Consider the following 25,773-nt stretch of genomic DNA (forward strand, 5'->3'; position numbering starts at 1 on the left):
TCGGCCCAATGGACGGCTTCGGATTTTTCTCCAGGAAGCCTTTCATGCATCGTCGTTCCCTTGTCTCTTTCGGCGCTGCTGCGCTGGCGGCGGCCACTCTGGCCACGCCTTTCGCCGCGCAGGCGCAGGCCTTCCCCAGCCGGCCCGTCAAGCTCGTGATCGCCTTCCCGGCGGGCGGCCCCACCGACATCACGATGCGCCAGCTGGCCGACAACGCCAGCAAGATCCTGGGCCAGCCGGTCATCGTCGAGAACAAGCCCGGCGCCGGCGGCACGCTGCCCGCGCAGGCGCTGCAGGGCGCGCCGGCCGACGGCTACACGGTGGCGCAGATCCCGCTCGGCGTGTTCCGGCTCGGCTACACCACCAAGATCAACTGGGACCCGATCAAGGACATCAGCTACGTCATCAACGTCACCGGCTACGCCTTCGGCATCGTGGTGCCGGCCGACAGCCCCTTCAAGACCTGGAAGGACTTCGTCGACTACGCCAAGGCCAACCCGGGCAAGCTGAGCTATGGCTCGACCGGCACGCTGACCAGCCCGCACCTCACGACCGAGCGCATCGCGCAGCAGGCCGGCATCCAGCTGCAGCACATCCCGTACAAGGGCAGCGCCGACCTGATGCTCGCGCTGCAGAGCGGGCAGCTGATGGCCGGCGCCGACAGCACCGGCTTCGCCACGTTGGTCGAGGCCGGCAAACTGCGCGTGCTCAATACCTGGGGCGAAAAGCGCCTGGCCAAGTTCCCCGACGCGCCCACGCTGAAGGAGCTGGGCTACGACATCGTCCAGAACTCGCCCTTCGGCATCGGCGCCCCCAAGGGCACGCCGCCCGAGGTCGTGAAGAGGCTGCACGACGCCTTCAAGCAGGCGATGGAAGAGCCCAGCTACGTCGCCGCGCTGGGCAAGTACGACATGCTGCCCGACTACAAGAGCAGCGCCCAGTACGCCCAGTTCGCGCAGGACACGGTGGCGCGCGAGAAGGTGATCATCGAGAAGCTGGGTTTGGCGAAGGGGCAATAAAAAAGCCGCTACCCAGCGGTAGCGGCTTTGAGGCCTGAAGGGCAGACGGCGATCAGGCCGCCATGATCGACACGGCCTTCGTGTTGAGGTACGCCTCCACAGCCTCCGGGCCGCCTTCCGAACCGTAGCCCGAATCCTTCACGCCGCCGAAAGGCATTTCCGGCGAGGGCGTGGCGGGCTGGTTGATCCACAGCATGCCCACTTCGACGCGGCGCGCCAGCTGGTGCGCGTTCTTGATCGAGGTGGTGAAGGCGTAACCGGCCAGGCCGAAGGGCAGGCGGTTGGATTCGGCGATGGCTTCGTCGAGCGTGTCGAAGCCGCGGATGGCGGCGACCGGGCCGAAGGGTTCGTTGTTGAAGATATCCGCGTCGAGCGAGACATCCGTCAGCACGGTCGGCGCGAAGAAGTTGCCGGTGCTGCCCACGCGCTCGCCGCCGGTCGCGACCTTGGCGCCGGTGGCTTGCGCGTTCTCGATCACCTTGGCCATGGCGGTCAGGCGGCGGTCGTTGGCGAGCGGGCCGAGGGTCGTGCCTTCGGCCAGGCCGTCGCCCAGCTTCAGGCTCTGCGCGTGCTTGACCAGCAGTTGTGCGAACTCTGCCTTCAGGCTGTTGTGCACCAGGAAGCGGGTCGGCGAGATGCAGACCTGGCCGGCGTTGCGGAACTTGGCGGCGCCGGCGGCACGTACGGCCAGGGCCACGTCAGCGTCTTCCGCCACGATCACCGGTGCGTGGCCGCCCAGTTCCATGGTCGCGCGCTTCATGTGGGCGCCGGCCAGGGCGGCGAGCTGCTTGCCGACGGGCGTCGAGCCGGTGAAGGTGATCTTGCGGATCACTGGGTGCGGGATCAGGTAGTTCGAGATTTCGGCCGGGTCACCGAAGACCAGGCCCACGGTGCCGGCCGGCACGCCGGCGTCGACGAAGGCCTTGATCAGCGCGGCGGGCGAGGCGGGCGTTTCTTCCGGCGCCTTCACCAGGAACGAGCAGCCGGCAGCGAGCGCGGCGCCCAGCTTGCGCACCACCTGGTTGATCGGGAAGTTCCAAGGCGTGAAGGCGGCGACGGGGCCGACCGGTTCCTTCATCACCAGCTGCTGCGCGGCCAGGTTGCGCGAGGGCACGATGCGGCCATACACGCGGCGGCCTTCGTCGGCGAACCATTCGATGATGTCGGCGGAGGCCAGCGTCTCGACGCGGGCTTCGGCCAGCGGCTTGCCTTGCTCCTGCGTGAGCAGCGGCGCGATCTGGTCGGCGCGTTCACGGATCAGGCCGGCGGCGCGGCGCATGATCGCGGCGCGTTCGTTGGCGGGCGTATCGCGCCAGGCTTCGAAGCCTTTCTGCGCCGCAGCCAGCGCGCGGTCGAGGTCCGCGATGCCTGCATGCGACACCTGGCCGATCACCTGGCCGGTGGCGGGGTTGCGCACGTCGAGCGTCTTGCCGCTCTTGGCGTCCACCCATTCGTTGGCGATGAGCAGTTGGGTCGAGGGATAGGAAGTGGTCATGAGGCGTCTTTCGTCGGACTGCGGGGATGGAAAAGAGAAGCCGTGGCAAGCACCGAACGGTGCCGCCCTGCGCGCGGGGCGCGTGTCGGATTCGAGATGCTACGCCACCTCGGTGTCGGGTGCGACTCCCGGCGCAGTGCCCACGACGGCAAAAAGCTCATTGCCTCGACGGGCCGGGCCGGCCGCTTCAGCGCGCCGAAAGAATCGCCGCCGCCACTTCGGTGAATCCGGCGCCGCGCTCGCTGATCGCGACATAGCGCGGCAGATGCGCCAGCTTTGGCGCGAAGCGTGCGACGTTGGCCACGCCGATGCTGTGCGCGAAGGCCTCGAACATGCGCTGGTCGTTGGTCGAGTCGCCCACGTAGGCCCAGCGGTCCATCTCGGCATCGAGGTCGCGCCCCCACAGCACGCGGGTGACCCATCGCGCACCGACGAGCTTGTCGTGGTCGCCGTACCAGCCGTTGATGTGGATGCTGCTGACGGTGGCGTGCATGCCTTCGTCGCGCATCAACGCGACCACGGCGGCAATCTGCGCGTCGTCGAGCTGCTGGAATTCGCTGTGGTCGATGGCAATGTCGGTCTCACGGCCCGCGGAATCGGTGGCCCGCTGCGCGCCGGGGATCTCACGCTCGATGCGCGCCAGCACCTGCTGCATGCGCGCGAAGTTGGCGCTGCGCGTCAGACCATCCTGCAGATAGCGCTTGGACAACACGTCGCCCGGCCGCGTCGGTGGCACCAGCGCCACCGCGCCGTTTTCCGCCACGATGGCGTCGATCGGCCAGGTGGCAGCGAAGGGCGCACTCCAACCCACTGGCCGCCCGGTGATCGCCACCACGTGCAGGCCGGCGGCCTTCAGCGCGGCCAGTGCGGCCAACGCGTCGGACGTGATCGCGCCGTCGGTCGTGAGCGTGTCGTCGATGTCGGTGAAGACACCGACCAGCGAAGCGCGTGACGCGGCGGGCCATTGCGTCAGCGGCCACATGCGGTCTTGGGTGGGAGTGCGTGAGAGGAGCATGCGTGCCGCAGTGAAGTTGGAGAGCAGCCCGAGGCAACTGCCCAATGCGACGCCGAGCGTCGGCGCGAAGGGCCCCGACATCCAGTGCAAGGTCAGCACATAGACCGTGTAGTTGATGGCCGCACCGCCCAGCATCGACGAGATGTAGGCTATGTATTCGCGCCCGATCGACAGACGCGCCTGCGACCCCGGCGCTGCGCGAAAGGTGAATCGGCGATTGAGCCCCCAGGTGCAGGTCGCCGCGGCGACGAACGACACGGCGCGCGCCAGATACCAGCCGAGCCAGTGCGCCAGCAGGTAAAGCACGGCCAGGTCGACGAGCAGGCCGGCAATGCCGACCATGCCGAACTGGACAAAGCGTTTAGCGAGGAGCGCTTTCAGCATGGGCAGAAAAGAGCGGCGCTGGGATCGAGAGGTAAATCAGTCGTTTGGCTTCTTGTCGACCGAGGGTGACAGTGTGCAGGATGGCACCACTCGCTTGCGCCAGCATGGCCGAAAGCATGGTGCCGACGCATAGCAGCGCGGTTGGCTGGCGTGGAACCAGTCCCGTACGCAAGTACTCGAAGACCAGCGGCACGGCGAGGACCACCGAGAGCAGCGCCAGTCCACCCGCAAGCACAGAGAAAAAGGCGAGCGGACGTTCGCTCACGAACAGGCGCACGATCGTGCCGAGAATTCGCCACCCATCGCGAAAGGTGGACAACTTGCTTTGCGTCCCAACGGGGCGTGCCAGGTAAGCGGCAGGAAACTCCAAGTACGGCATGCGCAATTCGAGCGCATGCACAGTGAGCTCGGTCTCCGTCTCGAAGCCGTGGGCCGCGGCCGGAAACGATTTGACGTAGCGGCGCGAAAAGATGCGATAGCCCGACAGCATGTCCTTGAAGCGCCCGCCAAACAGAGCGCTCACTGCCGACGTCAACAGCGTGTTTCCCAGCCGATGTCCGGGGCGATAGGTCTGTGGGTTGCGTCCATCATCGAATCGCGCCCCCACCACCATGTCGAGGTTCTCGCTCACCAGGCGATCGATCATCTGCGCAGCTTTCGAAACGTCGTAGGTGGCATCGCCATCCACCATCACGTAGACGTCGGCTTCGACGTCGGCAAACATCCGACGTACCACGTTGCCTTTGCCGCGCAGCGGGACATGTGTCACTCTCGCGCCGTGTGTGCGGGCGACGGCGGCGGTGTCGTCGGTGGAGTTGTTGTCGAAGACATGGATCACGGCGTGCGGCAGAACCGCCTTGCAATCCGCGATCACGGTGGCGATGGCTCCGGCTTCATTGAAGCAGGGAAGAATGACCGCGATACGCAGGCCGGGATACGCATTGGTGCAGGGCACTGTCACGGCGTGCTCCCGGGCTTTAATTTGTAGAGTTTCACGGGCCCCTCTGTCCATACACCTTCGAAATAACGCGCAAAGTCTGGCTGCGTCACGAACTGCGGAAGTCGTTCGGTGTGAATGACCAGCGCATCGAATTTCTCCGCGGCCAATTTTCGGTGGAGGTCTGCAACGCCCAGGGACGCGTAGTCCCGGTAGCGCCAGGGCCCGAAGATTTCGCCCCATACGGGCTGCGGGGCATAGAACAGTGAATCCTCGTTGCCCAACTGATAGATGCGCCCGACAGGGTGTGCCTTGACATACGTCCACATGGCATAGCCAGGGACGCGCTGGGTGAGTAGTGCCGTCCGAGCTTCGAGCGTGGGCGAGATCCGCTTCCAGTACCGCACGACCTCTGCTGTGGCCATCAGCGCCAGGTAGAGCAGCAGCAGGGATGCAGCAGCGAGCACGATAGTGCGCTTGCGTAGAAAAGGCCATGCCGAAGATGCCAGGCGGATCGCGCACACGCTGGCGGCGGCCGACAGGAGCACCAGCAGCGGATAGGCGGACTGGAGGTAGCGCGGGTAGGGCACGCTGACTGCCCACGTCAGGATCATGTATCCCCCCATGATCATCGCTCGGCGCGCGGCGACGCTGCGTCTGAGCGCCGGGATGAATGGGGCGGCGAGCGCCGGCCATAGGGGCCATGCAGGCCAGCCGCGCACGCGCCGAAGGTCTTCGAACTGTGCTTGGTGATCGGCGGCATTCCAGTCCGTGAAGCCGAAGATTCTTCCCCCAATCGGATTGAACGGGTCCCCCGTTAGCAGGGCGTTTCGCCCGTACCAATAGATGCATGGCACCAGCAACGCGACGACGACGAGCAGCCAGGTCGTCGGCCGTCGGTCGTGCCAGATCAGACCCACTGCAAACAAGGGCAACAGTGTCAACGCCTGGTACTTTGAGCCCACAGCGAGGCCCAGAGCGAAGGCGCAGGTTGCCAGCCATCGGCGATCTTCAGTCGTTCGCCATGCTTGATAGGCGACGCCAGCAACCAGCACGAACAGCGCGACGCCCATATCGATATAGGCGCGCGTGAAATCATCCGCGGCCAACAGCACCCACAGCGATGCGGCCACGCAGGCCGTCAACCTGTCCAGGTGCTGAACGCCCAGGCGATAGATCAGCCACGCCGTGAGCCACCCCGCCAATGCATGCAGCAAATGAGGCAGCACGTCGTTGCCGAAGAGCAGGGCCCCGGCGTAGAGCAGATCGAAGTCATAAGGAAACCATGGATAGCGCAGCCATTCGTTCACCGTCAGGTGACCGCTGGCTGCCCACTGTTGCGCATGCGGCAGGTGGTACATCAGCTCATCCCACTGGGTGGGCGGCGGCAGCGGTGCGGTCAGTGTCGAGAACAGCACGGCCGCAAGCGCCGCCAGGCCCCATCGATCGGGCGGCGGCATTGCTTTCCACCCGATGCGCCAGGCAGGCAAGCGAAGGGAGGCTCGGCCCGCGAGCGCATGCCACGCGCCGAGCAGAATGCCAACTGCGACCAGAAGGCTGACGAAGTGCACCGTCATATACCCGACGATCGCCAGGCCTTGCAGCACGCAGATGCCAATGCCGAGACCCAGCGTGATGGCCAGCGGCGCGCCGAGGCGTGTGGTCGGATCGCGATCGATCTTCAGAAGGCGCAACAGCGCCTCACCCCATCCCCAGCATGCCGCTACGACCAACGCGAGCGCGCCGTATTGGCTCAGCAAGAACCCGAGCTTTCCCATGTTTCCCCCTTGCGGTTTTGTCTAACCCGCCGACTGCAGCGCCAACCCCGCGTGCTCCCGCAGCGGATGGAAGTGGATCTTCGGAAAGCGTTCCTGCGCCAGCCGAACGTCGTAGGGCGAGGTGCACAGGAAGGCCAACGTGTCGGCCGCGTCCTTGGCCATGCGCACCGGGTAGGCATTGACAAATTCGCGCAGTTCGGCCGGCGTGTTGGCCGTGATCCAGCGCGCGCCGGTGTACTGGCAGCCTTCGAGCCGCACGTCGGCGTCGTACTCGGCCTTCAGGCGGTGCTGCACCACTTCGAACTGAAGTTGGCCCACGGCACCCAGCAGCATCGGGCCACCGACCTCGGGGCGGAAGACCTGGATCGCGCCTTCTTCGCCGAGCTGGGCCAGGCCCTGCTGCAACTGCTTGGTGCGCAACGGGTTCTTCAGGATCACCGTCATGAAGAGTTCGGGCGCGAAGAAGGGCAGGCCGGTGAACATCAGGTTGGCGCCGTCGGTGATGGTGTCGCCCAATTGCACGCCGCCGTGCGTGGTGAAGCCGACGATGTCGCCCGCGTAGGCTTCTTCCACGGCCTCGCGGCGCTGGCTCATGAAGGTGACGACGCTGGTGGGGCGCAGTTCCTTCGCGGTGCGCTGCACCTTGAGTTTCATGCCCGGTGTGTACTTGCCCGAGGCCATGCGCACGAAGGCGATGCGGTCGCGGTGGTTGGCGTCCATGTTGGCCTGCACCTTGAAGACCACGCCGGCGAAGTCCTTGTCCTCAGGCCGGATTTCCTTCACCACCGGCTGCCGGTTGACCATCGTGGTGCTGATGCGCGACTGCGGCGGCGGCGCCAGGTCGACCAGTGCGTCGAGCACTTCCATCACGCCGAAGTTGTTCACGCCGGAGCCGAAGAACACGGGCGTCTGCTTGCCGGCGAGGAAGGCCGCATGGTCCCAGGTGGGCGACGCGCCGGTGGCGAGCTCCATGCTGTCCATGGCGCTGTCGAAGTCGGCGCCGAAGCGCTTCGTGAGAACGTCGCGCTCGCTCAACGAAATGGTCTCGAAGTCCTGCGGCAGCCGCTCGCTGCCCGACTCGAACACTGTCATCGCCTGCGTGCGCAGGTTCATGATTCCGCGGAAGCTCTTGCCCTGGCCCACCGGCCAGGTCATCGGCACGCACGGCATGCCGAGCTCTCGCTCCACCTCGTCGAGGATGTCGAGCGGCTCGCGCACTTCGCGGTCCATCTTGTTGACGAAGGTGATGATGGGTGTGTCGCGCTGGCGGCAGACCTCGATCAGCCGGCGCGTCTGCGCCTCCACGCCGTTGGCTGCGTCGATCACCATCAGCGCCGAGTCGACGGCGGTCAGCACGCGGTAGGTGTCTTCCGAGAAGTCCTTGTGGCCGGGCGTGTCGAGCAGGTTGATCACGTGGTCGCGGTAGAGCATCTGCATGACCGACGAGGCCACCGAGATGCCACGCTGCTTTTCGATCTCCATCCAGTCGGAGGTCGCGTGCCGCGAGGCCTTGCGCGCTTTCACCGAGCCGGCGATCTGGATCGCGCCGGAGAACAGCAGCAGCTTTTCGGTGAGCGTGGTCTTGCCGGCGTCCGGGTGGGAAATGATCGCGAAGGTGCGACGGCGGCGGGTTTCGGATTCGAAGGTCATGGCGTGAACGCGGGGCGCGCGAAGAACGGTGAGCGCGTGGCGCTCACGGCGCGGCGGCTACGCAAAGCCGATGATTTTAGCGAGCGGACCTCAGCTTGCGAGGGCGCGGAGCACTGACGCGAAGTCATCGGGCCCTGTAGTCCTTTTTGCCTCTAGCGTCTGCCGGTGTCGGGGTCGCCCCTTTGCACGTCTGGCTGGGCTAAAATCTTGGTTCCGAGGAGCGTTGCAGCGCCGTCAGGCGTGAGGCTCGGACCCCATCGCAACCACGCTCATCCGCTGTTCTCGCGGTGAGTCCCTATCCGGTCGAACCTCCCGAGTGCAGCGGCAGTTGTCAAACTTGCTTTGGAGTTTTCATGAGCGCTGTTCTCAAGCCCACCCCTGTTTCCACCGCCGATCAGGCCATCGCCGATCTGTCCCTTGCCGCCTGGGGCCGCAAGGAAATCCGCATCGCCGAAACCGAAATGCCCGGCCTGATGGCCATCCGCCAGGAATTCGCGAAGGCTCAGCCGCTCAAGGGCGCGCGCATCACGGGTTCGCTGCACATGACGATCCAGACGGCGGTGCTGATCGAGACGCTGCAAGCGCTGGGCGCCGACGTGCGCTGGGCCTCGTGCAACATCTTCTCGACGCAGGACCACGCCGCCGCCGCCATCGCCGCCGCCGGCACGCCGGTGTTCGCGATCAAGGGCGAGTCGCTCAAGGACTATTGGGACTACACCCACGCGATCTTCGACTTCGGCCCCAAGGGCTCGAAGGGCGAAGGCCCGAACATGATCCTGGACGACGGCGGCGACGCCACGCTGCTGATGCACCTGGGCCAGCGCGCCGAGAAGGACCTGGGCGTGCTGGCCAACCCGACCAGCGAGGAAGAACGCATCCTCTATGCCGCCATCAAGGCCAAGCTGGCGGTCGATTCGACCTGGTACACCCGCAAGTCGGCCGAGATCATCGGCGTGACCGAAGAGACGACCACCGGCGTGCATCGCCTGAACGAGATGTCGGCCAAGGGCACGCTGCTGTTCCGTGCGATCAACGTGAACGACTCGGTCACCAAGAGCAAGTTCGACAACCTGTACGGCTGCCGCGAGTCGCTGGTCGACGGCATCAAGCGCGCCACCGACGTGATGATCGCCGGCAAGGTCGCCTGCGTGGCTGGCTACGGCGACGTGGGCAAGGGCTCGGCCCAGGCCCTGCGCGCACTGAGCGCCCAGGTGTGGGTCACGGAAATCGACCCGATCAACGCCCTGCAGGCCGCGATGGAAGGCTACAAGGTCGTGACGATGGAATACGCCGCCGACAAGGCCGACATCTTCGTGACGACCACCGGCAACAAGGACGTCATCACGCACGACATCATGGCCAAGATGAAGGACCAGGCCATCGTCTGCAACATCGGCCACTTCGACAACGAGATCGACGTCGCGTCGATCGAGAAGTACGAGTGGGAAGAGATCAAGCCGCAGGTCGACCACATCACCTTCCCGGACGGCAAGAAGATCATCCTGCTCGCCAAGGGCCGCCTGGTGAACCTGGGTTGCGGCACGGGCCACCCGAGCTTCGTGATGTCGTCGTCGTTCGCGAACCAGACCATCGCGCAGATCGAGCTGTTCACCAAGCCCGACGCGTATGAAGCCGGCAAGGTCTATGTGCTGCCTAAGCACCTGGACGAGAAGGTCGCGCGCCTGCACTTGAAGAAGGTCGGCGCGATGCTGACCGAGCTGACGGACGCACAGGCCGCGTACATCGGCGTGAACAAGGCGGGTCCGTACAAGGCGGACACGTACCGCTACTGATTGCGCACCTTGCGTGCTGATCAGCTGTTGGTAGAGCGCGGCCTCGCGGCATCGCGCTCGCAAGCCGTCCGTCTCATCGCGGGCGGTCTGCGTTGGCGCGACGCCGGCAGTGGCGCCGAATGGCGCAGCGTCGGCAAGAACCGCGACGACATCCCCGAGTCGGCCGAGCTCGAACTGGTCGATGCGGCCGAGTCGCGCTATGTGTCGCGCGGCGGGCTGAAGCTCGACGGCGCGCTGGCGGCGACAGGCATCGACCCGTCGGGCCGCCGCTGCCTCGATGTGGGCCAGTCGACCGGCGGCTTCACCGACTGCCTGCTGCAGCACGGCGCGGCACATGTGGTCGGCATCGACGTGGGCCACGGCCAGTTGCACGACCGCATCCGGGCCGACGAGCGGGTCACCGCCATCGAGAAGGTTAATGCGCGGGCGCTGACGGCCGACGATTTCCCGGAAGACGAGGCCACCACGTTCGATCTGATCGTCGGCGACCTGTCCTTCATCTCGCTCACGCTGGTGCTGCCGGCGGTGGTGCCGTTTCTCGCGGTCGGCGGCGACCTGCTGATGCTGGTCAAGCCGCAGTTCGAGCTGCAACCCGGCCAGGTCGGCAAGGGCGGCATCGTGCGCGACGAGGCGATGTACCCGATCGTCGAGCAGCGCCTGCGCGATGCCTGTGCCGCGCTCGGCCTGCGCGTGCTGCGCTGGTTCGACAGCCCGATCGCCGGGGGCGACGGCAACCGCGAGTTCTTCATTCACGCCGTCCATGACGACGGCCCTGCCGGAGCTGCCCATGCAACTTCCGTTGAGCTTTGAATTCTTTCCGACCAAGACACCCGAAGGCGCGGTGAAGCTGCGCGCGGTGCGCCAGCAGCTGTATGCGATGCGTCCCGAGTTCTGCTCGGTGACCTACGGCGCGGGCGGCTCCACCCACGACGGCACCTTCGCGGCGGTGCGCGAGATCCTGGAGGAGGGCGTCGCCGCCGCCAGCCACTTCTCGTGCATCGGCGCCACCAAGGCCACCGTGCGCGCGCAGCTTGGCGAGTTGAAGGCCATGGGCGTCAAGCGCCTGGTGGCGCTGCGCGGCGACCTGCCCAGCGGCTACGGCGTGGGCGGCGAGTTCCTGTATGCGAGCGACCTGGTGGCCTTCATCCGCGAAGAGACCGGGCGCGATTTCCACATCGAGGTGGCCTGCTACCCCGAGGTGCATCCGCAGGCGCGTTCGCCCGAGGCGGATCTGCGCGCCTTTGCGGCCAAGGCCAGTGCCGGCGCCGATTCGGCCATCACGCAGTACTTCTTCAACGCCGATGCGTACTTCCGCTTCGTCGACGAGGCGCGGCGCCTGGGCATCTCGACGCCGATCGTGCCGGGCGTGATGCCCATCACCAGTTCCACGCAGCTCATGCGCTTCTCCGATGCCTGTGGCGCGGAGATTCCGCGCTGGGTCCGGCTGCGGCTGCAAAGCTACGGCGACGACACCGCCTCGATCAAGGCCTTCGGCCTCGACGTGGTGACGCGCCTGTGCGAGCAACTGCGCGACGGCGGCGCACCGGCGCTGCATTTCTACACGATGAACCAATCCGCAGCCACGCTTGCCCTGCTGGAGCGGCTCGGCAGGCGCGCATGAGGTTCGGCGGCGTCGGCAGGGCGGGTTTCGCCGCCCTGCTCGCCGGGTTGCTGGTGGCCTGCGCCGCGCCACCGGGCGACGAGGGGGCGGCGTCGTCATCCACCGCGCCCGGCCTGCGGCCGTTGACGCGCGATCTGTCGGTGCCGGCGGGCGCCCGGCCCCGGTCGGCCGTGCCCTCGGTGCGCTACGACCTGGCCTCGTCGGGCCAGGACGAACTCGGTCCCGACGACGGTTTACCGGGTGACGACGCGCCTCGTACCGTCTACCAGCGCGGTGGCGCGTCGTGGTACGGCATCGGCTTCCACATGCGCAAGACAGCGAATGGCGAGCGCTTCGACATGACCTCCATGACGGCGGCCCACCGCACGCTGCCCTTCAACACCGTCGTGTGCGTGCGCAGCCTGGTCAACGGGCGCGAGGTGCTGGTGCGCGTCAACGACCGCGGGCCCTTCGCCGCCGGCCGCGTCATCGACCTGAGCCGGGCTGCCGCAGAGGCCCTGGACATGGTGAACACGGGGATCAAGCAGGTGGCGCTGCACGTCATCGACCAGCCGGGTATGCGCTGCAACGGCGAGGTGGCCGACGTGGCGGCATTGCAGCCGTCGCCGGACGCCGAGCCGGCGCAGGCGAAAGCGCCGACGACCAAGCCGAAGCGGCGGGTCGCGGCGCGGCGCCGCAAGTAGCCCGCCGGCTTCAGCCGCCCGCGTCGAGCGAGAAGGTGGCGTTGCGGTCCTGGCCCAGACGTTTCGCCAACTGCGGCAGCGCGGCTGCCATCTGCGCCTTCAGCGTGTAGGGCGGGTTGATCAGGAACATCCCGCTGGCCGGCAGCCCGGGCCGGCGCGTCTCGCCGGTCGGCGCCGTCACGATCTTGCTCGACTTGACGGTGAGCGTGGCGTGCAGCCACGACTTGCCCGCCTTGGTCGCCATCGTCTTGAGCCGGCGCGGGAGGTCGTGCGCCTCGGGCCGCGGAATGATCGGGTACCAGACGGCGTAGGTGCCGGTGGCGAAGCGCTTGAGCGCCTCGCCAACGAAGTCGAGCACGCGGCCATAGTCAGTCTTCAGCTCGTAGCTCGGGTCGCACAGCACCAGGGCGCGGCGTGAGGGCGGCGGCAGGAACTTGGTGGCGCTGCCAAAGCCGTCTTCGCTGAAGACGGCGATCTGCCGGCCGGCCTCGAGCTGCGCGATGTTGGCGTCGAGCGTGCGCGAGTCGGTCGGGTGCAGCTCGAAGAGCTTGAGCCGGTCGTGCTCGCGCAACAGGTGCTGCACGATGAACGGCGAACCGGGGTAGACCTTGGCGCCGCCCTTCGGATTGAAGTCGGCGATCACCGCGAGGTAGCGGGCGATGGCGTCGGCCAGCGGCGCTTCGGCTTCCGGGGCGGCCGCCTTCTTCGCGGGGGCGGCGGCGACAGGCGGTTCGAGCAACCGGAGCACGCCCTGCGCCGCCTCGCCGCTGGTGCCGGCGTAGTCGCCGTCGAGTCGGTACAGGCCGGCGCCCGCATGGGTGTCGACGACGGTGAGCGCCGCGTCTTTCTCGAGCAGATGCTCGAGCGTGGCGATCAGCACCGTGTGCTTGAGCACGTCGGCGTGGTTGCCGGCATGGAAGGCGTGGCGGTAGCTGAACATGAGAAACGGTGCCTGGAAAGAAGAGAGAGGATGGGGCGATCCGCCCCTGCGCGGGTTGACCGCACAGGCGAGAGCCGGATTGCGGACTGGCGATTTTGGGGCCAGTGCCCGGGCTTCGGACGGCTGTCCATTCTCACAGGTTGCGCCGCCAGGGCTTCCGGAGTCCGAGGGCGATGGTCACTTGTGGCCCGGAATTTGCGTGGGCCAGGCGATTCTCACATTCTTTCACGTTTGTAAACAACACTCGCTCCATGAAACGCCACCTCACCCTCATCGCCGTTGCAGTCACCACCCTGCTGGCAGCGCCCGCCCATGCGCAGTCTTCCGTGACCCTCTCTGGGCTCGCCGATGCATTCGTCGGTTCAATGCGCATGGCGGGCGCGCCGGGTCGCGTCGACCAAGTGGGCAGCGGTGGGCTCACGACCTCGTGGTTCGGCATGCGCGGCGTCGAGGATCTGGGCGGCGGGCTGGCGGCCACCTTCGCGCTGACCTCGTTCATGCGCGTGGACACCGGCTCGGCGGGGCGCTTCGACGGCGACCCGTTCTATTCGCGCGACGCCAACGTGGGGCTGTCGGGTAGCCTGGGCTCGGTGCGCCTCGGCCGTGCCACCGCGCCCAATTTCCTGCCGACCATTTTGACCAACCCCTTCGGCGACTCCTTCACCTTCTCGCCGCTGGTGCTGCATGCGAACGTCAACACGTCCGCTTGGTCGTACCGCACCACGCCCGCGGACACGGGCTGGGGCAACCAGGTGCTCTACACGACGCCCAGCTTCGGCGGCCTGACGGCGACGCTGCAGTACCAGTTCGGCGAACAGCTCAATACGACGGGCAACGACAGCAAGAAGAATGTCGGCGTGAACCTGATCTATTCGAGCGGCCCCTGGTCGGCGGCGGCGTACTACGAGCGCGACCAGGTGTCGAACCCGGGCAACTCGGCCCCGCTGACCACCGTGGTGGCCGGCGTGGCCGTGCCGGAAACCAAGAAGGACTGGATGGTCGGCGGTTCGTACAACCCCGGCTTCGCCAAGTTCTTCGTCACCTACGGCGGCGCCAAGACCGAGGTCGCCGACTACGACGCGAAGACGACGTCGCTGGGCGTGTCGGTGCCCGTGGGCGCCGGCTCGATCCTGGCGGCCATTGCACGCACCAAGGTCGAGGGCGCCTACGACGGCAGCCGCACCACGGGCAGCGTGGGCTACGACTATTTCCTGTCGAGGCGCACCGACCTGTACGCCGTGCTCATGCAAGACCGGATCACGGACCGCAGCCATGGCAACAGCATCGGCCTGGGCATGCGCCACCGCTTCTGATCGTCGCCCGATCCCGCTGGCCCCGGTCGGCGGGAAACTTGCCCGGAGCCCGCCTTTCGTCATAGAATCTTCGGCTTCGCAGCGTTTTGGCAGCCCCGCGGCGAAGTGTGCGAGCCGGCTCCGGCACGCGATCCCCCACCTAAGAGATTCCCACCAGAGGAAAACCGACCGTGGAAAAGGGCACAGCCACACCAACTCCGGTTGGGCAAACCAAGTCGAAAGATACTCATGAAAACGTTCAGCGCAAAACCCGCTGACGTGACGCACGAGTGGTTTGTGATTGACGCGACCGACAAGGTCCTCGGACGAGTAGCCAGCGAAGTTGCTCTCCGTTTGCGCGGCAAACACAAGGCCATTTACACGCCTCACGTCGATACCGGTGACTTCATCGTCATCATCAACGCAGCCCAGCTGCGCGTCACCGGCGCCAAGTCGATCGACAAGGTGTACTACCGTCACTCGGGTTACCCGGGCGGCATCAGTGCCACCAACTTCCGCGACATGCAGAACAAGTTCCCGGGCCGCGCCCTGGAAAAGGCCGTCAAGGGCATGCTGCCCAAGGGTCCGCTTGGCTACGCCATGATCAAGAAGCTCAAGGTGTACGGCGGCGCGGAACATCCGCACACTGCACAACAGCCCAAGGTTCTGGAAATCGCAGGCTTGTCCACCAACGCCCAACGTGAGGCCGCCAAATGATCGGTGAATGGAACAATGGAACCGGTCGTCGCAAATCCAGCGTCGCCCGTGTGTTCATGAAAAAGGGCACCGGCAAGATCACGGTCAACGGCAAGGACATCCAGGCCTATTTCGGCCGTGAGACGTCCATCATGATCGCCAAGCAGCCGCTGTTCTTGACGAACAACGTCGAAGCTTTCGACATCATGATCAACGTGGCCGGTGGCGGCGAATCGGGTCAGGCCGGCGCGGCGCGCCATGGCATCACCCGCGCCCTGATCGACTACGACGCGACGCTCAAGCCGGTGCTCAGCCAGGCTGGCTTCGTGACGCGCGATGCGCGTGAAGTCGAGCGGAAGAAGGTCGGTCTGCACTCCGCCCGTCGACGCAAGCAATTCTCCAAGCGCTGATCTTCGCTGCTACGCCACTGCATGGCGGCGTTGCAAATCCTCGCCGGACGGGAGTCCGGCTCCGGTTTGCGCCTTGCCCTGCAGCGGCTCGCGACGCGAATATCCGCACTTCGGGCATTGCCGAAAGCCGCCCTCCGGGGCGGCTTTTTACTTGTTGAAGTAGCATCCTCGTCATTGGCCGCATGTTCGGCCCACCCCCACAGGAGTAAGCCATGAGCGCTGTTGCCGAAACCATCCAGACCCCGACCCAGATGCCCGAGCCGATCGTCTTCACCGACAGCGCGGCCGCCAAGGTGGCGGACCTGATCGCCGAAGAAGGCAACCCCGAGCTCAAGCTGCGGGTGTTCGTGCAGGGGGGCGGCTGCTCCGGCTTCCAGTACGGCTTCACCTTCGACGAGATCACCAATGAAGACGACACGACCATGACCAAGAACGGCGTGTCGCTGCTGATCGATGCGATGAGCTACCAGTACCTGGTCGGTGCCGAGATCGACTACAAGGAAGACCTGCAGGGCGCCCAGTTCGTGATCAAGAACCCGAACGCCACCAGCACCTGCGGCTGCGGCTCGAGCTTCTCGGCCTGATGCCTGGATGCTGCTGACCCAGCGTCCCCGCCAAGCCGCCTTCGGGCGGCTTTTTGCTGCCCGTCGCTCTTCCCATCTTCCCGTTCTCCCATGACGCCAGAGGCCATCACCTCCGCTGCCCCCGTCCGCAAAAGCCTTCTCTGGCTCGTCGCCGTCGGCTTCTTCATGCAGACGCTCGACGCGACCATCATCAACACGGCGCTGCCGGCCATGGCCGCCAGCCTGGGCGAAAGCCCGCTGCGCATGCAGTCGGTGGTGGTGGCCTATTCGCTGACCATGGCGATGCTGATTCCCGCGTCCGGCTGGATCGCCGACCGCTTCGGCACGCGGCGCATCTTCTTCTCGGCCATCGTGCTGTTCGTCCTCGGTTCGATCGCCTGCGCGCTGTCGCAGGGCCTCGGCCAGCTCGTGACCGCCCGGGTGGTGCAGGGGCTCGGCGGCGCGCTGCTGCTGCCCGTGGGACGCCTGGCGTTGCTGCGCACGGTGCCCCGCGCGGAATTCCTGCAGGCCATGAGTTTCGTCGCCATCCCCGGGCTGATCGGCCCGCTGCTCGGCCCCACGCTCGGTGGCTGGCTGGTGCAGTACGCGTCGTGGCACTGGATCTTCCTGATCAACGTGCCCGTCGGCCTGCTGGGCTGTATCGCGACGCTGCGCTTCATGCCCGACCTTCGCGGCGCGGTGCTGCGGCGCTTCGATGCCACCGGCTACGCCATGCTGGCCTTCGGCATGGTGGCGATCTCGCTGGCGCTGGACGGCGTGGCCGAATTGGGGCTGCGCCAGGTCAGCGTGTTCGTGCTGCTGGTGTTCGGCTTCGCCAGTTTGACGGCTTACTGGCTGCAGGCGGCGCGCAAACCAGAGCCGCTGTTCTCCCCGGTGCTCTTCAAGGTGCCCACCCTCGGCATCGGCCTGCTCGGCAATCTCTTTTCGCGCCTGGGCAGCGGCTGCATGCCGTTCCTCGTGCCGCTGCTGCTGCAGGTGTCGATGGGCTATTCGCCGCTGCGCGCGGGCCTGATGATGCTGCCCATCGCCATGGCGGGCATGGCCATGAAGCGCTTCACCACGCCGCTCATCACGCACCTGGGCTACCGCCGGGTGTTGGTCGCTAACACCGCGCTGGTCGGCCTGACGATGGGCAGCTTCGCGCTGACGTCGCCGGGGCAGCCGGTGGCGCTGCACATCGTGCAGCTGCTGTGCTTCGGCGCGGTGAACTCGCTGCAGTTCACCGCGATGAACACTGTCACGCTGCGCGACCTCGACGGCAGCATGGCCAGCAGCGGCAACAGCCTGCTGTCGATGGTCCAGATGCTGGCGATGAGCCTGGGCGTGGCGGCTGCCAGCTCGGTCCTGGGCGGCTATTCGGGCATCTTCGGGAGTGCCGCGCCCATCGATACCCTGCACGCCTTCCAGGCCACGTTCGCGACCATGGGGCTGATCACGCTCGCCTCGGCGCTGATCTTCTGGCACCTGCCGCCCGAGGCGCGTGCCGTGCAGCCCGCGCAGCCCGAGGTGTCGGGGCACGGCTGAAGGCGTCGACGGGCGTCAGGCGGGGTAGATGGCCCCGAGCACCCGTGCGCCGCGCGCGCCGGTCACGCTGGCCAGGTTGCCGGGCTCGCGCCGCACGGTGGCCCGCGCCAGCCAGGCGAAGGCGGCGGCCTCGACCTGCTGCGGCGGCAGGCCGCGTTCGGCGGAGGAACACACCGTCAGCTTGGGCAGCAGGGCGGCCAGGCGCGCCATGAGGTGGTCGTTGAGCGCACCACCGCCACAGACGATCAGCGTGGTCGCGTCGCCGGCGTACAGGCGCACGTCGTGCGCGCAGGCCGAGGCGGTGAGTTCGGTGAGCGTGGCCTGCACGTCGACCGGGGCGAGCGGGGCATCGCCGAGCATGGCGTCGAGCCAGGCCGGGCGGAACAGATCGCGGCCGGTGCTCTTGGGCGGTGGCTGCGCGAAGAAGGGTTCGGCGCGCATCCGCGCCAGCAACAGCGGGTCGACGCGGCCGCTGGCCGCCCAGCGGCCGCGGTCGTCGAAGGGCTGGCCGGTGTGCAGGTGGCACCAATGGTCCATCAGCGCGTTGCCGGGGCCGCAGTCGAAGCCGAGCACGGTGCCGCCCTCGGCGGGCAGCACGCTGAGGTTCGAGATGCCTCCGATATTGAGGACGGCGAGGGTCTCGTGCGCCTGGCCGAACACCGCGTGGTGAAAGGCGGGCACCAGCGGCGCCCCCTGGCCGCCGGCGGCCACGTCACGGCTGCGGAAGTCCGCCACCACGTCGATGCCGCACAGTTCGGCGAGCAGGGCGGGGGTATTGAGCTGCAGCGTGTAGCCGACGCCGTCGACCGCGCCGGGCTGGTGGCGGACGGTCTGGCCGTGGGCGCCGATCGCCACGATGTCGGCGGGCGCCAGCGCGGTGTCGTTCAGCAATTGGCGAACAACCCCGGTGTAGATGCGCACCAGGCCATTGGCCGCCAGGGCGGCGCGGTGCAGCTCGTTGTCGCTGGGCGTGTTCAGCGCGAGCAGCTCGGCGCGCAGATCATCGGGGAAGGGGGCGCTGGCGTGCGCCAGGACCGCGATGCGGCCCCCGTCGAGGTCCGCGAGAACCCCGTCGACCCCGTCGAGCGATGTGCCCGACATCAGGCCGATGAAGCGTTCAGCCATGATCGCTCAGCCGTGCGCCGGGCCCGGTCGCTGAAGGTGGGTCTCAGTCGGCGCTTGCCTGGACCACCGAGAAGGCGGCCGCCAGCTCGCGGCGCGTGGACATCGCCTGGCGGTCGAACAACGGCCGCGCCGATGCGCTGATCGGCGTGCCGCCGTCCTGCTGCGCGATGTTGGCCGGGTTGGTGTACTCGCCGTTCACGCGGAACTCGAAGTGCAGATGCGGGCCCGTGGCCCAGCCGGTGGCACCGACCGCGCCGATGAACTGGCTCTGGCTCACCGCCTGGCCCACCTTCACGTCGATGCGGCTGAGGTGCGCATAGACGGTTTCCTGGTGGTTGCGGTGCTTCACGATGATGATGTTGCCGTAGCCGTTCTGCTGGCCGGCGAACTCCACCACGCCGTCGCCCACCGCCCGCACCGCCGTGCCGGTAGGCGCCGCGAAATCGATGCCGTTGTGCTGGCGCCAGGTGTTCTGGATGGGGTGCATCCGCATCGCGAAACCGCTCGAGATGCGCGAGAACTCGACCGGCGACGACAGGTAGGCGCGCAGCAGGCTGTCGCCGTTCGGGCGGTAGTAGCCGCCCTTTTTGCCCGGTTCCTGGAACCACATCGCCTGGTAGACCGTGCCGTTGCTCTCGAACTCGGCCGACAGCACCCGACCGCTGCGCAGCGACTGGCCGTCGGCCTCGAAGGTTTCGTAGACGACGGCGAAGCGGTCGCCCTTGCGCAGCGCGCGGAAGTCCACGTTGGCGGAGAAGATGTCGGCCAGCTGGCTGGCGACCGCATCGGGGATGCGGGCCTCGTCGGTGGCGGCGAAGAGGGAGCTGCGGACGACGCCGCTGGCGAGCCGGCTTGCGGCAGTGAGCCGGTCGGCCTCGGTGCGGACCGTGAAGCCGTTGCCAGCGCTGTTGCGGGCGATCACCAGGCGCTTGAAGTCGCCATCGCCGTCGGGGATCCAGCGTGCGCTCAGACGCTGCAGCGTGTTGTCGCGGCCGGCCTCGGCCGTCACCGTGCGGCCGGTGCGGTTGAACAGCGCGCCGCGGGCCTCGGCATTGCCGCGCACGAAGGCGGCAGCGGCCGGATCGGCGATGCCCAGGCGCTTGAGCAGGGCGTCGATGGTGTCGCTGGCCCGGGTCAGTTCCGTGCGGAAGAGCGTGAAGTCATGCGTGTCGAGCGCGTCCACCTGTTCGGCATAGGCCAGAGGGTGGACGGCTTCGAGCACCTGCCGGACCGGCAGATCGGCCACGTCCGGGCCGAGCGATGCCACGGCGAAGGCGCCCCCGCCCGCGCACAGCAACAGCGCGCCGATGGCGCCGCTGATCTGCTTCGGATAGGTGCGGAATGTGTGTGCCACACGGGAAGCCAGCAGCTCCTCGGCAGCGAGAATGGCGTTGATCAACGTCGTAAAGCCCTGTATCGGTTCGGCGGGTCCTCAGCACTGGGCTCGCACGGCGAGGCTGTAGGACGGAGCGGAAGAAAGCGCCGCTTAGAATCCGACGCTTGGAAAGTCGGGCTGAGTATAGCTTCGGCCATACGCAAAACTGCCAAAAATTCCCAATGAAGCCCGAGTTTGTTACAAGCCAAAGTCTTTCCGATGATGTAGGACGTGCGCTCGAAATCTCCCTGCGAGGGGCTGACGAGCTGCTCCCCCAGGAGGAGTGGGTGCGCAAGCTGCAGCGCGCCGAGGCGAGCGGCACCCCGCTGCGCATCAAGCTGGGGCTCGATCCGACGGCTCCGGACATCCACATCGGTCATACGGTGGTCTTGAACAAGCTGCGTCAGTTGCAGGATCTGGGCCACACCGTCATTTTCCTGATCGGCGATTTCACCAGCACCATCGGCGACCCGTCGGGCCGCAACACCACCCGGCCGCCGCTGACCCGCGAGCAGATCGAGGCCAACGCCCAGACCTACTACCGCCAGGCCAGCCTGGTGCTCGACCCGGCGCGCACCGAGATTCGCTACAACTCCGAGTGGAGCGACCCGCTGGGTGCGCGCGGGATGATCCAGCTGGCCGCGAAGTACACCGTGGCGCGGATGATGGAGCGCGACGACTTCAGCAAGCGTTTCAAGGCGGGCCAGTCGATTTCGGTGCATGAGTTCCTCTATCCGCTGATGCAGGGCTACGACTCGGTGGCGCTCAGATCGGACCTGGAGCTCGGTGGTACGGATCAGAAGTTCAACCTCCTGGTCGGGCGGCATCTTCAGCAGGAATACGGTCAGGAGCCGCAGTGCATACTCACTATGCCGCTGCTCGAAGGCCTGGATGGCGTCGAGAAGATGTCCAAGAGCAAGGGCAACTACATCGGCGTGACCGAAGAGCCGAACACCATGTTCGCCAAGGTGCTGTCGATTTCCGACGAGCTGATGTGGCGCTGGTACACGCTGCTGAGCTTCCGGTCCATCGCCGAGATCGCCGCGCTGAAGGCCGAGATCGCCGGTGGCCGCAACCCCAAGGACGCCAAGGTCGCGCTCGCGAAGGAAATCACCGCGCGTTTCCACAGTGCTGCGGCCGCCGAAGCCGCCGAGCAGGACTTCGCGAACCGCAGCAAGGGCGGTGTGCCCGACGAGATTCCGGAAGTGGCGCTGGCCGGCGCCCCGCTGGGCATCGCACAACTGCTCAAGCAGGCCGGCCTGGCGCCATCGACCTCGGAAGGCAACCGGCTGATCGACGGCGGGGGGGTGCGCATCGACTCGGCCGTCGTGAGCGACAAGGGCCTCAAGCTGCCGGCCGGCAGCTATGTGGTGCAGGTGGGCAAGCGCAAGTTCGCCCGGGTACAGCTGAGCTGAGCGCCCGCAGTGGCGCGGGCCAGGGCGCGCTCAGCGCACTTCGATCGTGACGCGGCGGTTCCCCGGTTCCTCGACATCCTCGGCGGTCGGGATGACCGGGTTGCGCTGGCCTCGGCCGACCGCCTGGATGCGATAGGCGGGAAAACCGCGGTCGGCGAACATCTGGCGCACTTCCTGGGCGCGGCGGCGCGACAAGTCGTCGTTGCGTCCCGGCGTGCCCGTCGTGTCGGTATGGCCGGTCACCACGATTTCCCCGCCATTGCGGGCGGCTGCGGCAGCCAGCGCTTCGTTGAAGGTGCGCTGGGACTCGGGCGTCAGTGCCGTTTCGCCGGCATTGAAGTAGATCGTGTAGCGCTGCGGGCGGGGTGGCATCAGCTCGAACAGGCTGCGGTTCTCGGCCTCGATGCGCGCCGGATCGGCCTGGTCGACCACCGGAGCGCCAGCGCTTCCCTGGCGGGCGGTGGCCCGCTCGTAAGGCTTCTTCAGCACTTCTTCGCCGCCGGTGGCATTGGCGCGGACCACCACGGCCGATGGCCGGCCATCGGCCTGCGGCAACAGCACCACGCGGGTGGAGGTCGACGAACAGGCCGCGATCAGGACGCTGGCCGAAACAATGGCAGCAAGACGACGAAAGGTCACGGTTGTGCGTCGGCCTGCACGATGAAATCGGTGCCGCGGATCCCGATGGTGGCGGTCTGGGTCTCGACGCGCACGGCGTCCGGCTGCTTCTTGCCGATCAGCCCGGTGACCATGCGCATCGAGCCGCGCAGCAGGGACACCAGCAGGCCGCCGTCCTGGGTCGTGGCGTCGAAATGGAATTCCTTCACATCGAGCCGCGACGAGGGGCCGACCACCATCGTCGTGCCATCACGCAGCACGATGCTGGCGGCGGCGTCCGCGCCGGTCAGGATGCGATCGATGGGCATCAGCACGTCGCCGGGCGAGGCGGGGCGCTGCGTTCCGGAGGCGCTGAGCAACTGCACGTCGCCGCGCACCGACTTGATGGTGCCGGCCTGCAGTTCGGGCGGTGTTGCGGTCGTCTGCGCGAACGCGCCGCCGCTGGCCAGGGCAAGGGCGCACAGCAGGGTCGGGGTCCGAAGGTTCATGGTCGCTCCTGGAGGTCTGTCGCAACGAGGCGAGGCCCAGCATGGTAAGCGACCGCATCGCCGCGCCACGCAGGTCGCGATAATTCAGCGCCCTTGTGGGGTCTAGTTCCGCGCTCCCGTCCTTTCAATGCCTACCTCTGCACCGTCGTCATCCGCTCGCTGGAGTCCCAGGGCCTTGCTGCGCGCATCGGTCGCGGTGGCGCTGGTGACCATCGTGCTCAAGGGCGCGGCGGGCTACATGACGAATTCCATGGGCCTGATCTCGGACGCCATGGAGTCCTTCGTCAATCTCGCGAGTGCGATGTTCGCCCTGGCGATGGTCACCATCGCCGCGCGGCCGGCGGACGAGGATCATCCCTATGGCCATCACAAGGCGGAGTACTTCTCGTCCGGCTTCGAAGGCATCCTGATCATCGGTGCGGCATTGGCCATCGGCTGGGCAGCCATCGTGCGGCTGATGTCGCCGCAGCCGCTCGAACAGCTCGGCTGGGGCCTGGCGCTGTCGATCGTCAGTTCGATGCTGAACGCGGCGCTGGCCGTCGCGATGTTCCGTGCGGCGCGCGCGCACCGATCCATCGCGCTCGAAGCCGATGGCCGGCACCTGGTCACCGATGTGTGGACCTCGGCCGCCGTGGTGGTCGGCATCGTCGCGGTGCACTTCACCGGCTGGCTGTGGCTCGATCCGCTGCTGGCCATCGGGGTCGCGCTGAACATCGTGCGCGAGGGGGCGCACCTGGTCTGGCGTTCGTCGCAGGGCTTGATGGACCAGGCGCTCGATGCACCGTCGCTTGCCGCGATCGACGCCGCGCTCGCGCGCTTCACCGAGTGCGCCGATGGTGCGCAGCTGCGCTTCGACGACATCGTCACGCGCAGCGCGGGGCGCCGGCGCTTCGCCGACCTGCACATGCACGTGCCGGGCGAGTGGTCGCTGCAGCGCGCGGCGGCATTGCGTGATGGCCTCGAGCAGGCGTTGATGGAGGCCGTGCCGGGCCTGCGCGTCACGATCCAGCTGCTGCCGCTCAACATGGAAGCGCGCGCCGTGGGCATGGGCGACCACGAATGAAGGTGGTGCTGCAACGGGTGCGTGAAGCCCGCGTCGACATCGCAGGCGAAACCGTCGGCGCGATCGGTGCGGGGCTGCTGGTGCTGCTGTGCGCCGAGCGCGGCGACACCGACGCGGTGGCCGACCGGATGCTCGCCAAGATCCTCAAGCTGCGCATCTTTTCCGACGACGCCGGCAAGATGAACCGCAGCCTGCAGGACATCGGCGGCGGGCTGCTGGTCGTGAGCCAGTTCACCCTGGCCGCGGACCTGAGCGGCGGCAACCGGCCGAGCTTCACGCAGGCCGCGGCACCCGATGAAGGCCGGCGGCTCTACGACCTGTTCGTGGCGCGGGCGCGCGCCGCGCATCCCGTCGTCGCGACCGGCGTGTTCGCCGCCGACATGCAGGTGCACCTGGTCAACGATGGGCCGGTGACGATCCCGCTGCAGATGACGGCGTAGCGGACGCCTGCCGGCTACTTGCCGTAGGGGCTGCGGATGCCCATTTCGGCAAGGATCTCGATCTCATACGCTTCCATCGCGTCGGCGTCGGCCTCGCCGGTCTCGTGGTCCCAGCCCTGCGCATGCAGCGTGCCGTGCACCAGCAGGTGCGCGTAATGGTCGGCCAGCGTCTTGCGGTTTTCCCTCGCCTCGCGCGCCACCACCGGTGCGCACAGCACCAGGTCGGCCATCACGATCGGCGCCTGCGCATAGTCGAAGGTCAGCACGTTGGTCGCGTAGTCCTTGCCGCGGAACTCGCGGTTGAGTTGCTGGCCTTCTTCCGCATCGACGATGCGCACGGTGATCTCGCCGTCGATGTCCAGCGCATGCCGGATCCAGCGCGTGACGCTGTGGCGCGGCAGCGCGGCACGGTGGCGCTCCACGCCGGGGAAGCGCGCGAATTGCAACGACAGCGACAGAGCCGGCAGCGCCATCACGCGCCTCCGCTGCGCTTGCGTTGCCCGTCGTAGGCGTCGACGATGCGCGCCACCAGCGGGTGCCGCACCACGTCGGCGCTGCTGAAGCGCGTGATGGCGATGCCCTTGACGCGCTTGAGCACGCGCTCGGCGTCGATCAGGCCCGACAGCTGCGACTTGGGCAGGTCGATCTGGCTCACGTCGCCCGTCACCACCGCCTTGGCACCGAAGCCGATGCGCGTGAGGAACATCTTCATCTGCTCGGGCGTCGTGTTCTGTGCCTCGTCGAGGATCACGAAGGCGTTGTTGAGCGTGCGCCCGCGCATGAAGGCCAGCGGCGCGATCTCCAGCGCGTTGCGCTCGAAAGCCTTCTGCACCTTGTCGTAGCCCATCAGGTCGTAGAGCGCGTCGTACAGCGGACGCAGGTAGGGGTCGACCTTCTGCGACAGGTCGCCCGGCAGAAAGCCGAGTCGCTCGCCGGCTTCGACCGCCGGGCGCGTGAGCACGATGCGCTGCACCGCGCTGCGCTCCAGCGCATCGACCGCGCAGGCCACGGCCAGGTAGGTCTTGCCGGTGCCTGCGGGGCCGATGCCGAAGGTGATGTCGTGCTTGGCGATGTGGTCGAGGTAGGCCGCCTGGGTCGGCGTGCGGGCGCGCAGGTCGGCGCGGCGCGTGACCAGCATCGGGCCGTCCTCGCCGCTCTCGGTCATGCCCGAGTCGCTGGCCAGCGTGAGCTGCACCACGGCCGGGTCGATGGGCCGCTCGGCGATCTCGTACAGCGCCTGCAGCACCTCCATCGCCTGGTCCGCGATGGCCTTCGGGCCTTCGACCTTGAACTGCTCGTGGCGGTGCGCGATCGTCACGCCCAGCGTGTCCTCGATGCGGCGCAGGTGCTCGTCGAGCGGGCCGCACAGGTGGCCGAGGCGCACGTTGTTGAGGGGCTTGAAGGTGTGGCGAACGATCAAAGGATAAT

At 67.2% G+C, this 25,773-nt stretch carries 25 protein-coding genes and 1 riboswitch; of the genes, 13 read left to right on the top strand and 12 right to left on the bottom strand.

Going from position 1 to position 25,773, the window contains the following annotated elements; all coding sequences use genetic code 11:
- Window positions 1–44 precede the first annotated feature (44 nt).
- Window positions 45–1,019, top strand: a complete 975-nt coding sequence (locus tag N8A90_RS04620) for a Bug family tripartite tricarboxylate transporter substrate binding protein (protein WP_262073473.1) — start codon at window positions 45–47, stop codon at window positions 1,017–1,019.
- A gap of 52 nt (window positions 1,020–1,071) precedes the next feature.
- On the opposite strand, the gene N8A90_RS04625 is transcribed toward N8A90_RS04620, so the two are convergent.
- The 5 genes from N8A90_RS04625 to N8A90_RS04645 form a co-directional block, all read right to left on the bottom strand.
- On the bottom strand, window positions 1,072–2,514 hold the full coding sequence (locus N8A90_RS04625; protein WP_262073474.1) for an NAD-dependent succinate-semialdehyde dehydrogenase: 1,443 nt from the start codon (window positions 2,512–2,514) through the stop codon (window positions 1,072–1,074).
- A 187-nt stretch (window positions 2,515–2,701) separates the two neighbouring features.
- Window positions 2,702–3,913, bottom strand: a complete 1,212-nt coding sequence (locus N8A90_RS04630) for an HAD-IIB family hydrolase (protein ID WP_316044001.1) — start codon at window positions 3,911–3,913, stop codon at window positions 2,702–2,704.
- Complete coding sequence (locus tag N8A90_RS04635; RefSeq protein ID WP_410087635.1) at window positions 3,891–4,874, bottom strand: glycosyltransferase family 2 protein; 984 nt, start codon at window positions 4,872–4,874, stop codon at window positions 3,891–3,893. Before N8A90_RS04635 ends, N8A90_RS04630 begins: the two co-directional genes overlap by 23 nt.
- A complete protein-coding gene (locus N8A90_RS04640; protein WP_262073475.1) occupies window positions 4,871–6,628 on the bottom strand; it encodes an ArnT family glycosyltransferase in 1,758 nt (585 codons plus the stop codon). The genes N8A90_RS04635 and N8A90_RS04640 overlap by 4 nt, the downstream gene beginning before the upstream one ends.
- A 21-nt stretch (window positions 6,629–6,649) precedes the next feature.
- Window positions 6,650–8,278: a peptide chain release factor 3 gene (locus N8A90_RS04645; RefSeq protein ID WP_262073476.1), complete on the bottom strand. Its 1,629-nt coding sequence runs from the start codon at window positions 8,276–8,278 to the stop codon at window positions 6,650–6,652.
- 209 nt (window positions 8,279–8,487) lie between these two features.
- Window positions 8,488–8,556: riboswitch (S-adenosyl-L-homocysteine riboswitch) on the top strand.
- 75 nt (window positions 8,557–8,631) lie between these two features.
- Between N8A90_RS04645 and ahcY the strand changes: the two genes are divergently transcribed.
- From ahcY to N8A90_RS04665, 4 genes are read left to right on the top strand one after another with little or no spacing between them, the layout of a single operon-like run.
- The gene (gene ahcY / locus N8A90_RS04650; RefSeq protein WP_262073477.1) at window positions 8,632–10,071 is read left to right on the top strand and encodes an adenosylhomocysteinase; all 1,440 of its coding nucleotides are present in this window, start codon (window positions 8,632–8,634) and stop codon (window positions 10,069–10,071) included.
- A 9-nt stretch (window positions 10,072–10,080) separates the two neighbouring features.
- Window positions 10,081–10,881 (top strand): TlyA family RNA methyltransferase, encoded by an 801-nt coding sequence (locus N8A90_RS04655; RefSeq protein WP_262073478.1) that lies wholly within the window; start codon window positions 10,081–10,083, stop codon window positions 10,879–10,881.
- Window positions 10,859–11,692, top strand: a complete 834-nt coding sequence (gene metF, locus N8A90_RS04660) for a methylenetetrahydrofolate reductase [NAD(P)H] (RefSeq protein ID WP_262073479.1) — start codon at window positions 10,859–10,861, stop codon at window positions 11,690–11,692. Before N8A90_RS04655 ends, metF begins: the two co-directional genes overlap by 23 nt.
- Window positions 11,689–12,375 (top strand): septal ring lytic transglycosylase RlpA family protein, encoded by a 687-nt coding sequence (locus N8A90_RS04665; RefSeq protein WP_262073480.1) that lies wholly within the window; start codon window positions 11,689–11,691, stop codon window positions 12,373–12,375. Before metF ends, N8A90_RS04665 begins: the two co-directional genes overlap by 4 nt.
- Before the next feature lie 10 nt (window positions 12,376–12,385).
- Here N8A90_RS04665 and N8A90_RS04670 read toward each other — a convergent pair whose 3' ends face one another.
- Window positions 12,386–13,315: a 23S rRNA (adenine(2030)-N(6))-methyltransferase RlmJ gene (locus N8A90_RS04670; RefSeq protein ID WP_262073481.1), complete on the bottom strand. Its 930-nt coding sequence runs from the start codon at window positions 13,313–13,315 to the stop codon at window positions 12,386–12,388.
- A 251-nt stretch (window positions 13,316–13,566) separates the two neighbouring features.
- Between N8A90_RS04670 and N8A90_RS04675 the strand changes: the two genes are divergently transcribed.
- The 5 genes from N8A90_RS04675 (at window position 13,567) to mdtD (ending at window position 17,821) form a co-directional block, all read left to right on the top strand.
- The gene (locus N8A90_RS04675; RefSeq protein WP_262073482.1) at window positions 13,567–14,628 is read left to right on the top strand and encodes a porin; all 1,062 of its coding nucleotides are present in this window, start codon (window positions 13,567–13,569) and stop codon (window positions 14,626–14,628) included.
- 228 nt (window positions 14,629–14,856) lie between these two features.
- Window positions 14,857–15,324 carry a 50S ribosomal protein L13 gene (rplM, locus tag N8A90_RS04680; protein ID WP_262073483.1) on the top strand — a complete coding sequence of 156 codons (468 nt, stop codon included), beginning with the start codon at window positions 14,857–14,859 and terminating at the stop codon, window positions 15,322–15,324.
- Window positions 15,321–15,713: a 30S ribosomal protein S9 gene (rpsI, locus tag N8A90_RS04685; RefSeq protein ID WP_162569459.1), complete on the top strand. Its 393-nt coding sequence runs from the start codon at window positions 15,321–15,323 to the stop codon at window positions 15,711–15,713. Before rplM ends, rpsI begins: the two co-directional genes overlap by 4 nt.
- 212 nt (window positions 15,714–15,925) lie before the next feature.
- A complete protein-coding gene (gene erpA / locus N8A90_RS04690) occupies window positions 15,926–16,297 on the top strand; it encodes an iron-sulfur cluster insertion protein ErpA (protein WP_183027375.1) in 372 nt (123 codons plus the stop codon).
- Window positions 16,298–16,387: 90 nt separating this feature from the next.
- Window positions 16,388–17,821 carry a multidrug transporter subunit MdtD gene (gene mdtD / locus N8A90_RS04695; protein WP_262073484.1) on the top strand — a complete coding sequence of 478 codons (1,434 nt, stop codon included), beginning with the start codon at window positions 16,388–16,390 and terminating at the stop codon, window positions 17,819–17,821.
- Window positions 17,822–17,836: 15 nt separating this feature from the next.
- On the opposite strand, the gene N8A90_RS04700 is transcribed toward mdtD, so the two are convergent.
- Window positions 17,837–18,949 (bottom strand): anhydro-N-acetylmuramic acid kinase, encoded by a 1,113-nt coding sequence (locus N8A90_RS04700; RefSeq protein ID WP_262073601.1) that lies wholly within the window; start codon window positions 18,947–18,949, stop codon window positions 17,837–17,839.
- A 40-nt stretch (window positions 18,950–18,989) separates the two neighbouring features.
- Window positions 18,990–20,345 (bottom strand): M23 family metallopeptidase, encoded by a 1,356-nt coding sequence (locus N8A90_RS04705; protein WP_262073485.1) that lies wholly within the window; start codon window positions 20,343–20,345, stop codon window positions 18,990–18,992.
- Between the two features lie 158 nt (window positions 20,346–20,503).
- Between N8A90_RS04705 and tyrS the strand changes: the two genes are divergently transcribed.
- Window positions 20,504–21,736: a tyrosine--tRNA ligase gene (tyrS, locus tag N8A90_RS04710; protein WP_262073486.1), complete on the top strand. Its 1,233-nt coding sequence runs from the start codon at window positions 20,504–20,506 to the stop codon at window positions 21,734–21,736.
- Between the two features lie 30 nt (window positions 21,737–21,766).
- On the opposite strand, the gene N8A90_RS04715 is transcribed toward tyrS, so the two are convergent.
- Both N8A90_RS04715 and N8A90_RS04720 read right to left on the bottom strand, forming a co-directional pair.
- On the bottom strand, window positions 21,767–22,300 hold the full coding sequence (locus N8A90_RS04715; RefSeq protein WP_262073487.1) for an OmpA family protein: 534 nt from the start codon (window positions 22,298–22,300) through the stop codon (window positions 21,767–21,769).
- Window positions 22,301–22,371: 71 nt separating this feature from the next.
- Window positions 22,372–22,842 (bottom strand): FecR domain-containing protein, encoded by a 471-nt coding sequence (locus N8A90_RS04720; protein WP_262073488.1) that lies wholly within the window; start codon window positions 22,840–22,842, stop codon window positions 22,372–22,374.
- 127 nt (window positions 22,843–22,969) lie between these two features.
- Here N8A90_RS04720 and N8A90_RS04725 point away from each other — a divergent pair, with 127 nt between their 5' ends.
- Both N8A90_RS04725 and dtd read left to right on the top strand, forming a co-directional pair.
- Complete coding sequence (locus tag N8A90_RS04725) at window positions 22,970–23,905, top strand: cation diffusion facilitator family transporter (RefSeq protein WP_262073489.1); 936 nt, start codon at window positions 22,970–22,972, stop codon at window positions 23,903–23,905.
- Window positions 23,902–24,345 (top strand): D-aminoacyl-tRNA deacylase, encoded by a 444-nt coding sequence (gene dtd / locus N8A90_RS04730; RefSeq protein ID WP_262073490.1) that lies wholly within the window; start codon window positions 23,902–23,904, stop codon window positions 24,343–24,345. The genes N8A90_RS04725 and dtd overlap by 4 nt, the downstream gene beginning before the upstream one ends.
- A 14-nt stretch (window positions 24,346–24,359) precedes the next feature.
- On the opposite strand, the gene ybeY is transcribed toward dtd, so the two are convergent.
- Together ybeY and N8A90_RS04740 are read right to left on the bottom strand one after the other, a co-directional pair.
- Window positions 24,360–24,818 (bottom strand): rRNA maturation RNase YbeY, encoded by a 459-nt coding sequence (gene ybeY / locus N8A90_RS04735; RefSeq protein ID WP_262073491.1) that lies wholly within the window; start codon window positions 24,816–24,818, stop codon window positions 24,360–24,362.
- Entirely contained in the window at window positions 24,818–25,765 is a 948-nt protein-coding gene (locus tag N8A90_RS04740) for a PhoH family protein (RefSeq protein ID WP_262073492.1), read from the bottom strand. Before N8A90_RS04740 ends, ybeY begins: the two co-directional genes overlap by 1 nt.
- Window positions 25,766–25,773 lie beyond the last annotated feature (8 nt).

The organism is Variovorax sp. N23 (genome assembly GCF_025486315.1).
In the GTDB taxonomy this organism is placed as follows: Bacteria; Pseudomonadota; Gammaproteobacteria; order Burkholderiales; family Burkholderiaceae_C; genus Variovorax.

Coding starts and splice junctions, on each gene's coding strand:
- N8A90_RS04620 (WP_262073473.1), top strand. CDS start 45: ATGCATCGTCGTTCCCTTGTCTCTTTCGGCGCTGCTGCGCTGGCGGCG.
- N8A90_RS04625 (WP_262073474.1), bottom strand. CDS start 2,514: ATGACCACTTCCTATCCCTCGACCCAACTGCTCATCGCCAACGAATGG.
- N8A90_RS04630 (WP_316044001.1), bottom strand. CDS start 3,913: ATGCTGAAAGCGCTCCTCGCTAAACGCTTTGTCCAGTTCGGCATGGTC.
- N8A90_RS04640 (WP_262073475.1), bottom strand. CDS start 6,628: ATGGGAAAGCTCGGGTTCTTGCTGAGCCAATACGGCGCGCTCGCGTTG.
- N8A90_RS04645 (WP_262073476.1), bottom strand. CDS start 8,278: ATGACCTTCGAATCCGAAACCCGCCGCCGTCGCACCTTCGCGATCATT.
- ahcY (WP_262073477.1), top strand. CDS start 8,632: ATGAGCGCTGTTCTCAAGCCCACCCCTGTTTCCACCGCCGATCAGGCC.
- metF (WP_262073479.1), top strand. CDS start 10,859: ATGCAACTTCCGTTGAGCTTTGAATTCTTTCCGACCAAGACACCCGAA.
- N8A90_RS04665 (WP_262073480.1), top strand. CDS start 11,689: ATGAGGTTCGGCGGCGTCGGCAGGGCGGGTTTCGCCGCCCTGCTCGCC.
- N8A90_RS04670 (WP_262073481.1), bottom strand. CDS start 13,315: ATGTTCAGCTACCGCCACGCCTTCCATGCCGGCAACCACGCCGACGTG.
- N8A90_RS04675 (WP_262073482.1), top strand. CDS start 13,567: ATGAAACGCCACCTCACCCTCATCGCCGTTGCAGTCACCACCCTGCTG.
- rplM (WP_262073483.1), top strand. CDS start 14,857: ATGAAAACGTTCAGCGCAAAACCCGCTGACGTGACGCACGAGTGGTTT.
- rpsI (WP_162569459.1), top strand. CDS start 15,321: ATGATCGGTGAATGGAACAATGGAACCGGTCGTCGCAAATCCAGCGTC.
- erpA (WP_183027375.1), top strand. CDS start 15,926: ATGAGCGCTGTTGCCGAAACCATCCAGACCCCGACCCAGATGCCCGAG.
- mdtD (WP_262073484.1), top strand. CDS start 16,388: ATGACGCCAGAGGCCATCACCTCCGCTGCCCCCGTCCGCAAAAGCCTT.
- tyrS (WP_262073486.1), top strand. CDS start 20,504: ATGAAGCCCGAGTTTGTTACAAGCCAAAGTCTTTCCGATGATGTAGGA.
- N8A90_RS04720 (WP_262073488.1), bottom strand. CDS start 22,842: ATGAACCTTCGGACCCCGACCCTGCTGTGCGCCCTTGCCCTGGCCAGC.
- N8A90_RS04725 (WP_262073489.1), top strand. CDS start 22,970: ATGCCTACCTCTGCACCGTCGTCATCCGCTCGCTGGAGTCCCAGGGCC.
- dtd (WP_262073490.1), top strand. CDS start 23,902: ATGAAGGTGGTGCTGCAACGGGTGCGTGAAGCCCGCGTCGACATCGCA.
- ybeY (WP_262073491.1), bottom strand. CDS start 24,818: ATGGCGCTGCCGGCTCTGTCGCTGTCGTTGCAATTCGCGCGCTTCCCC.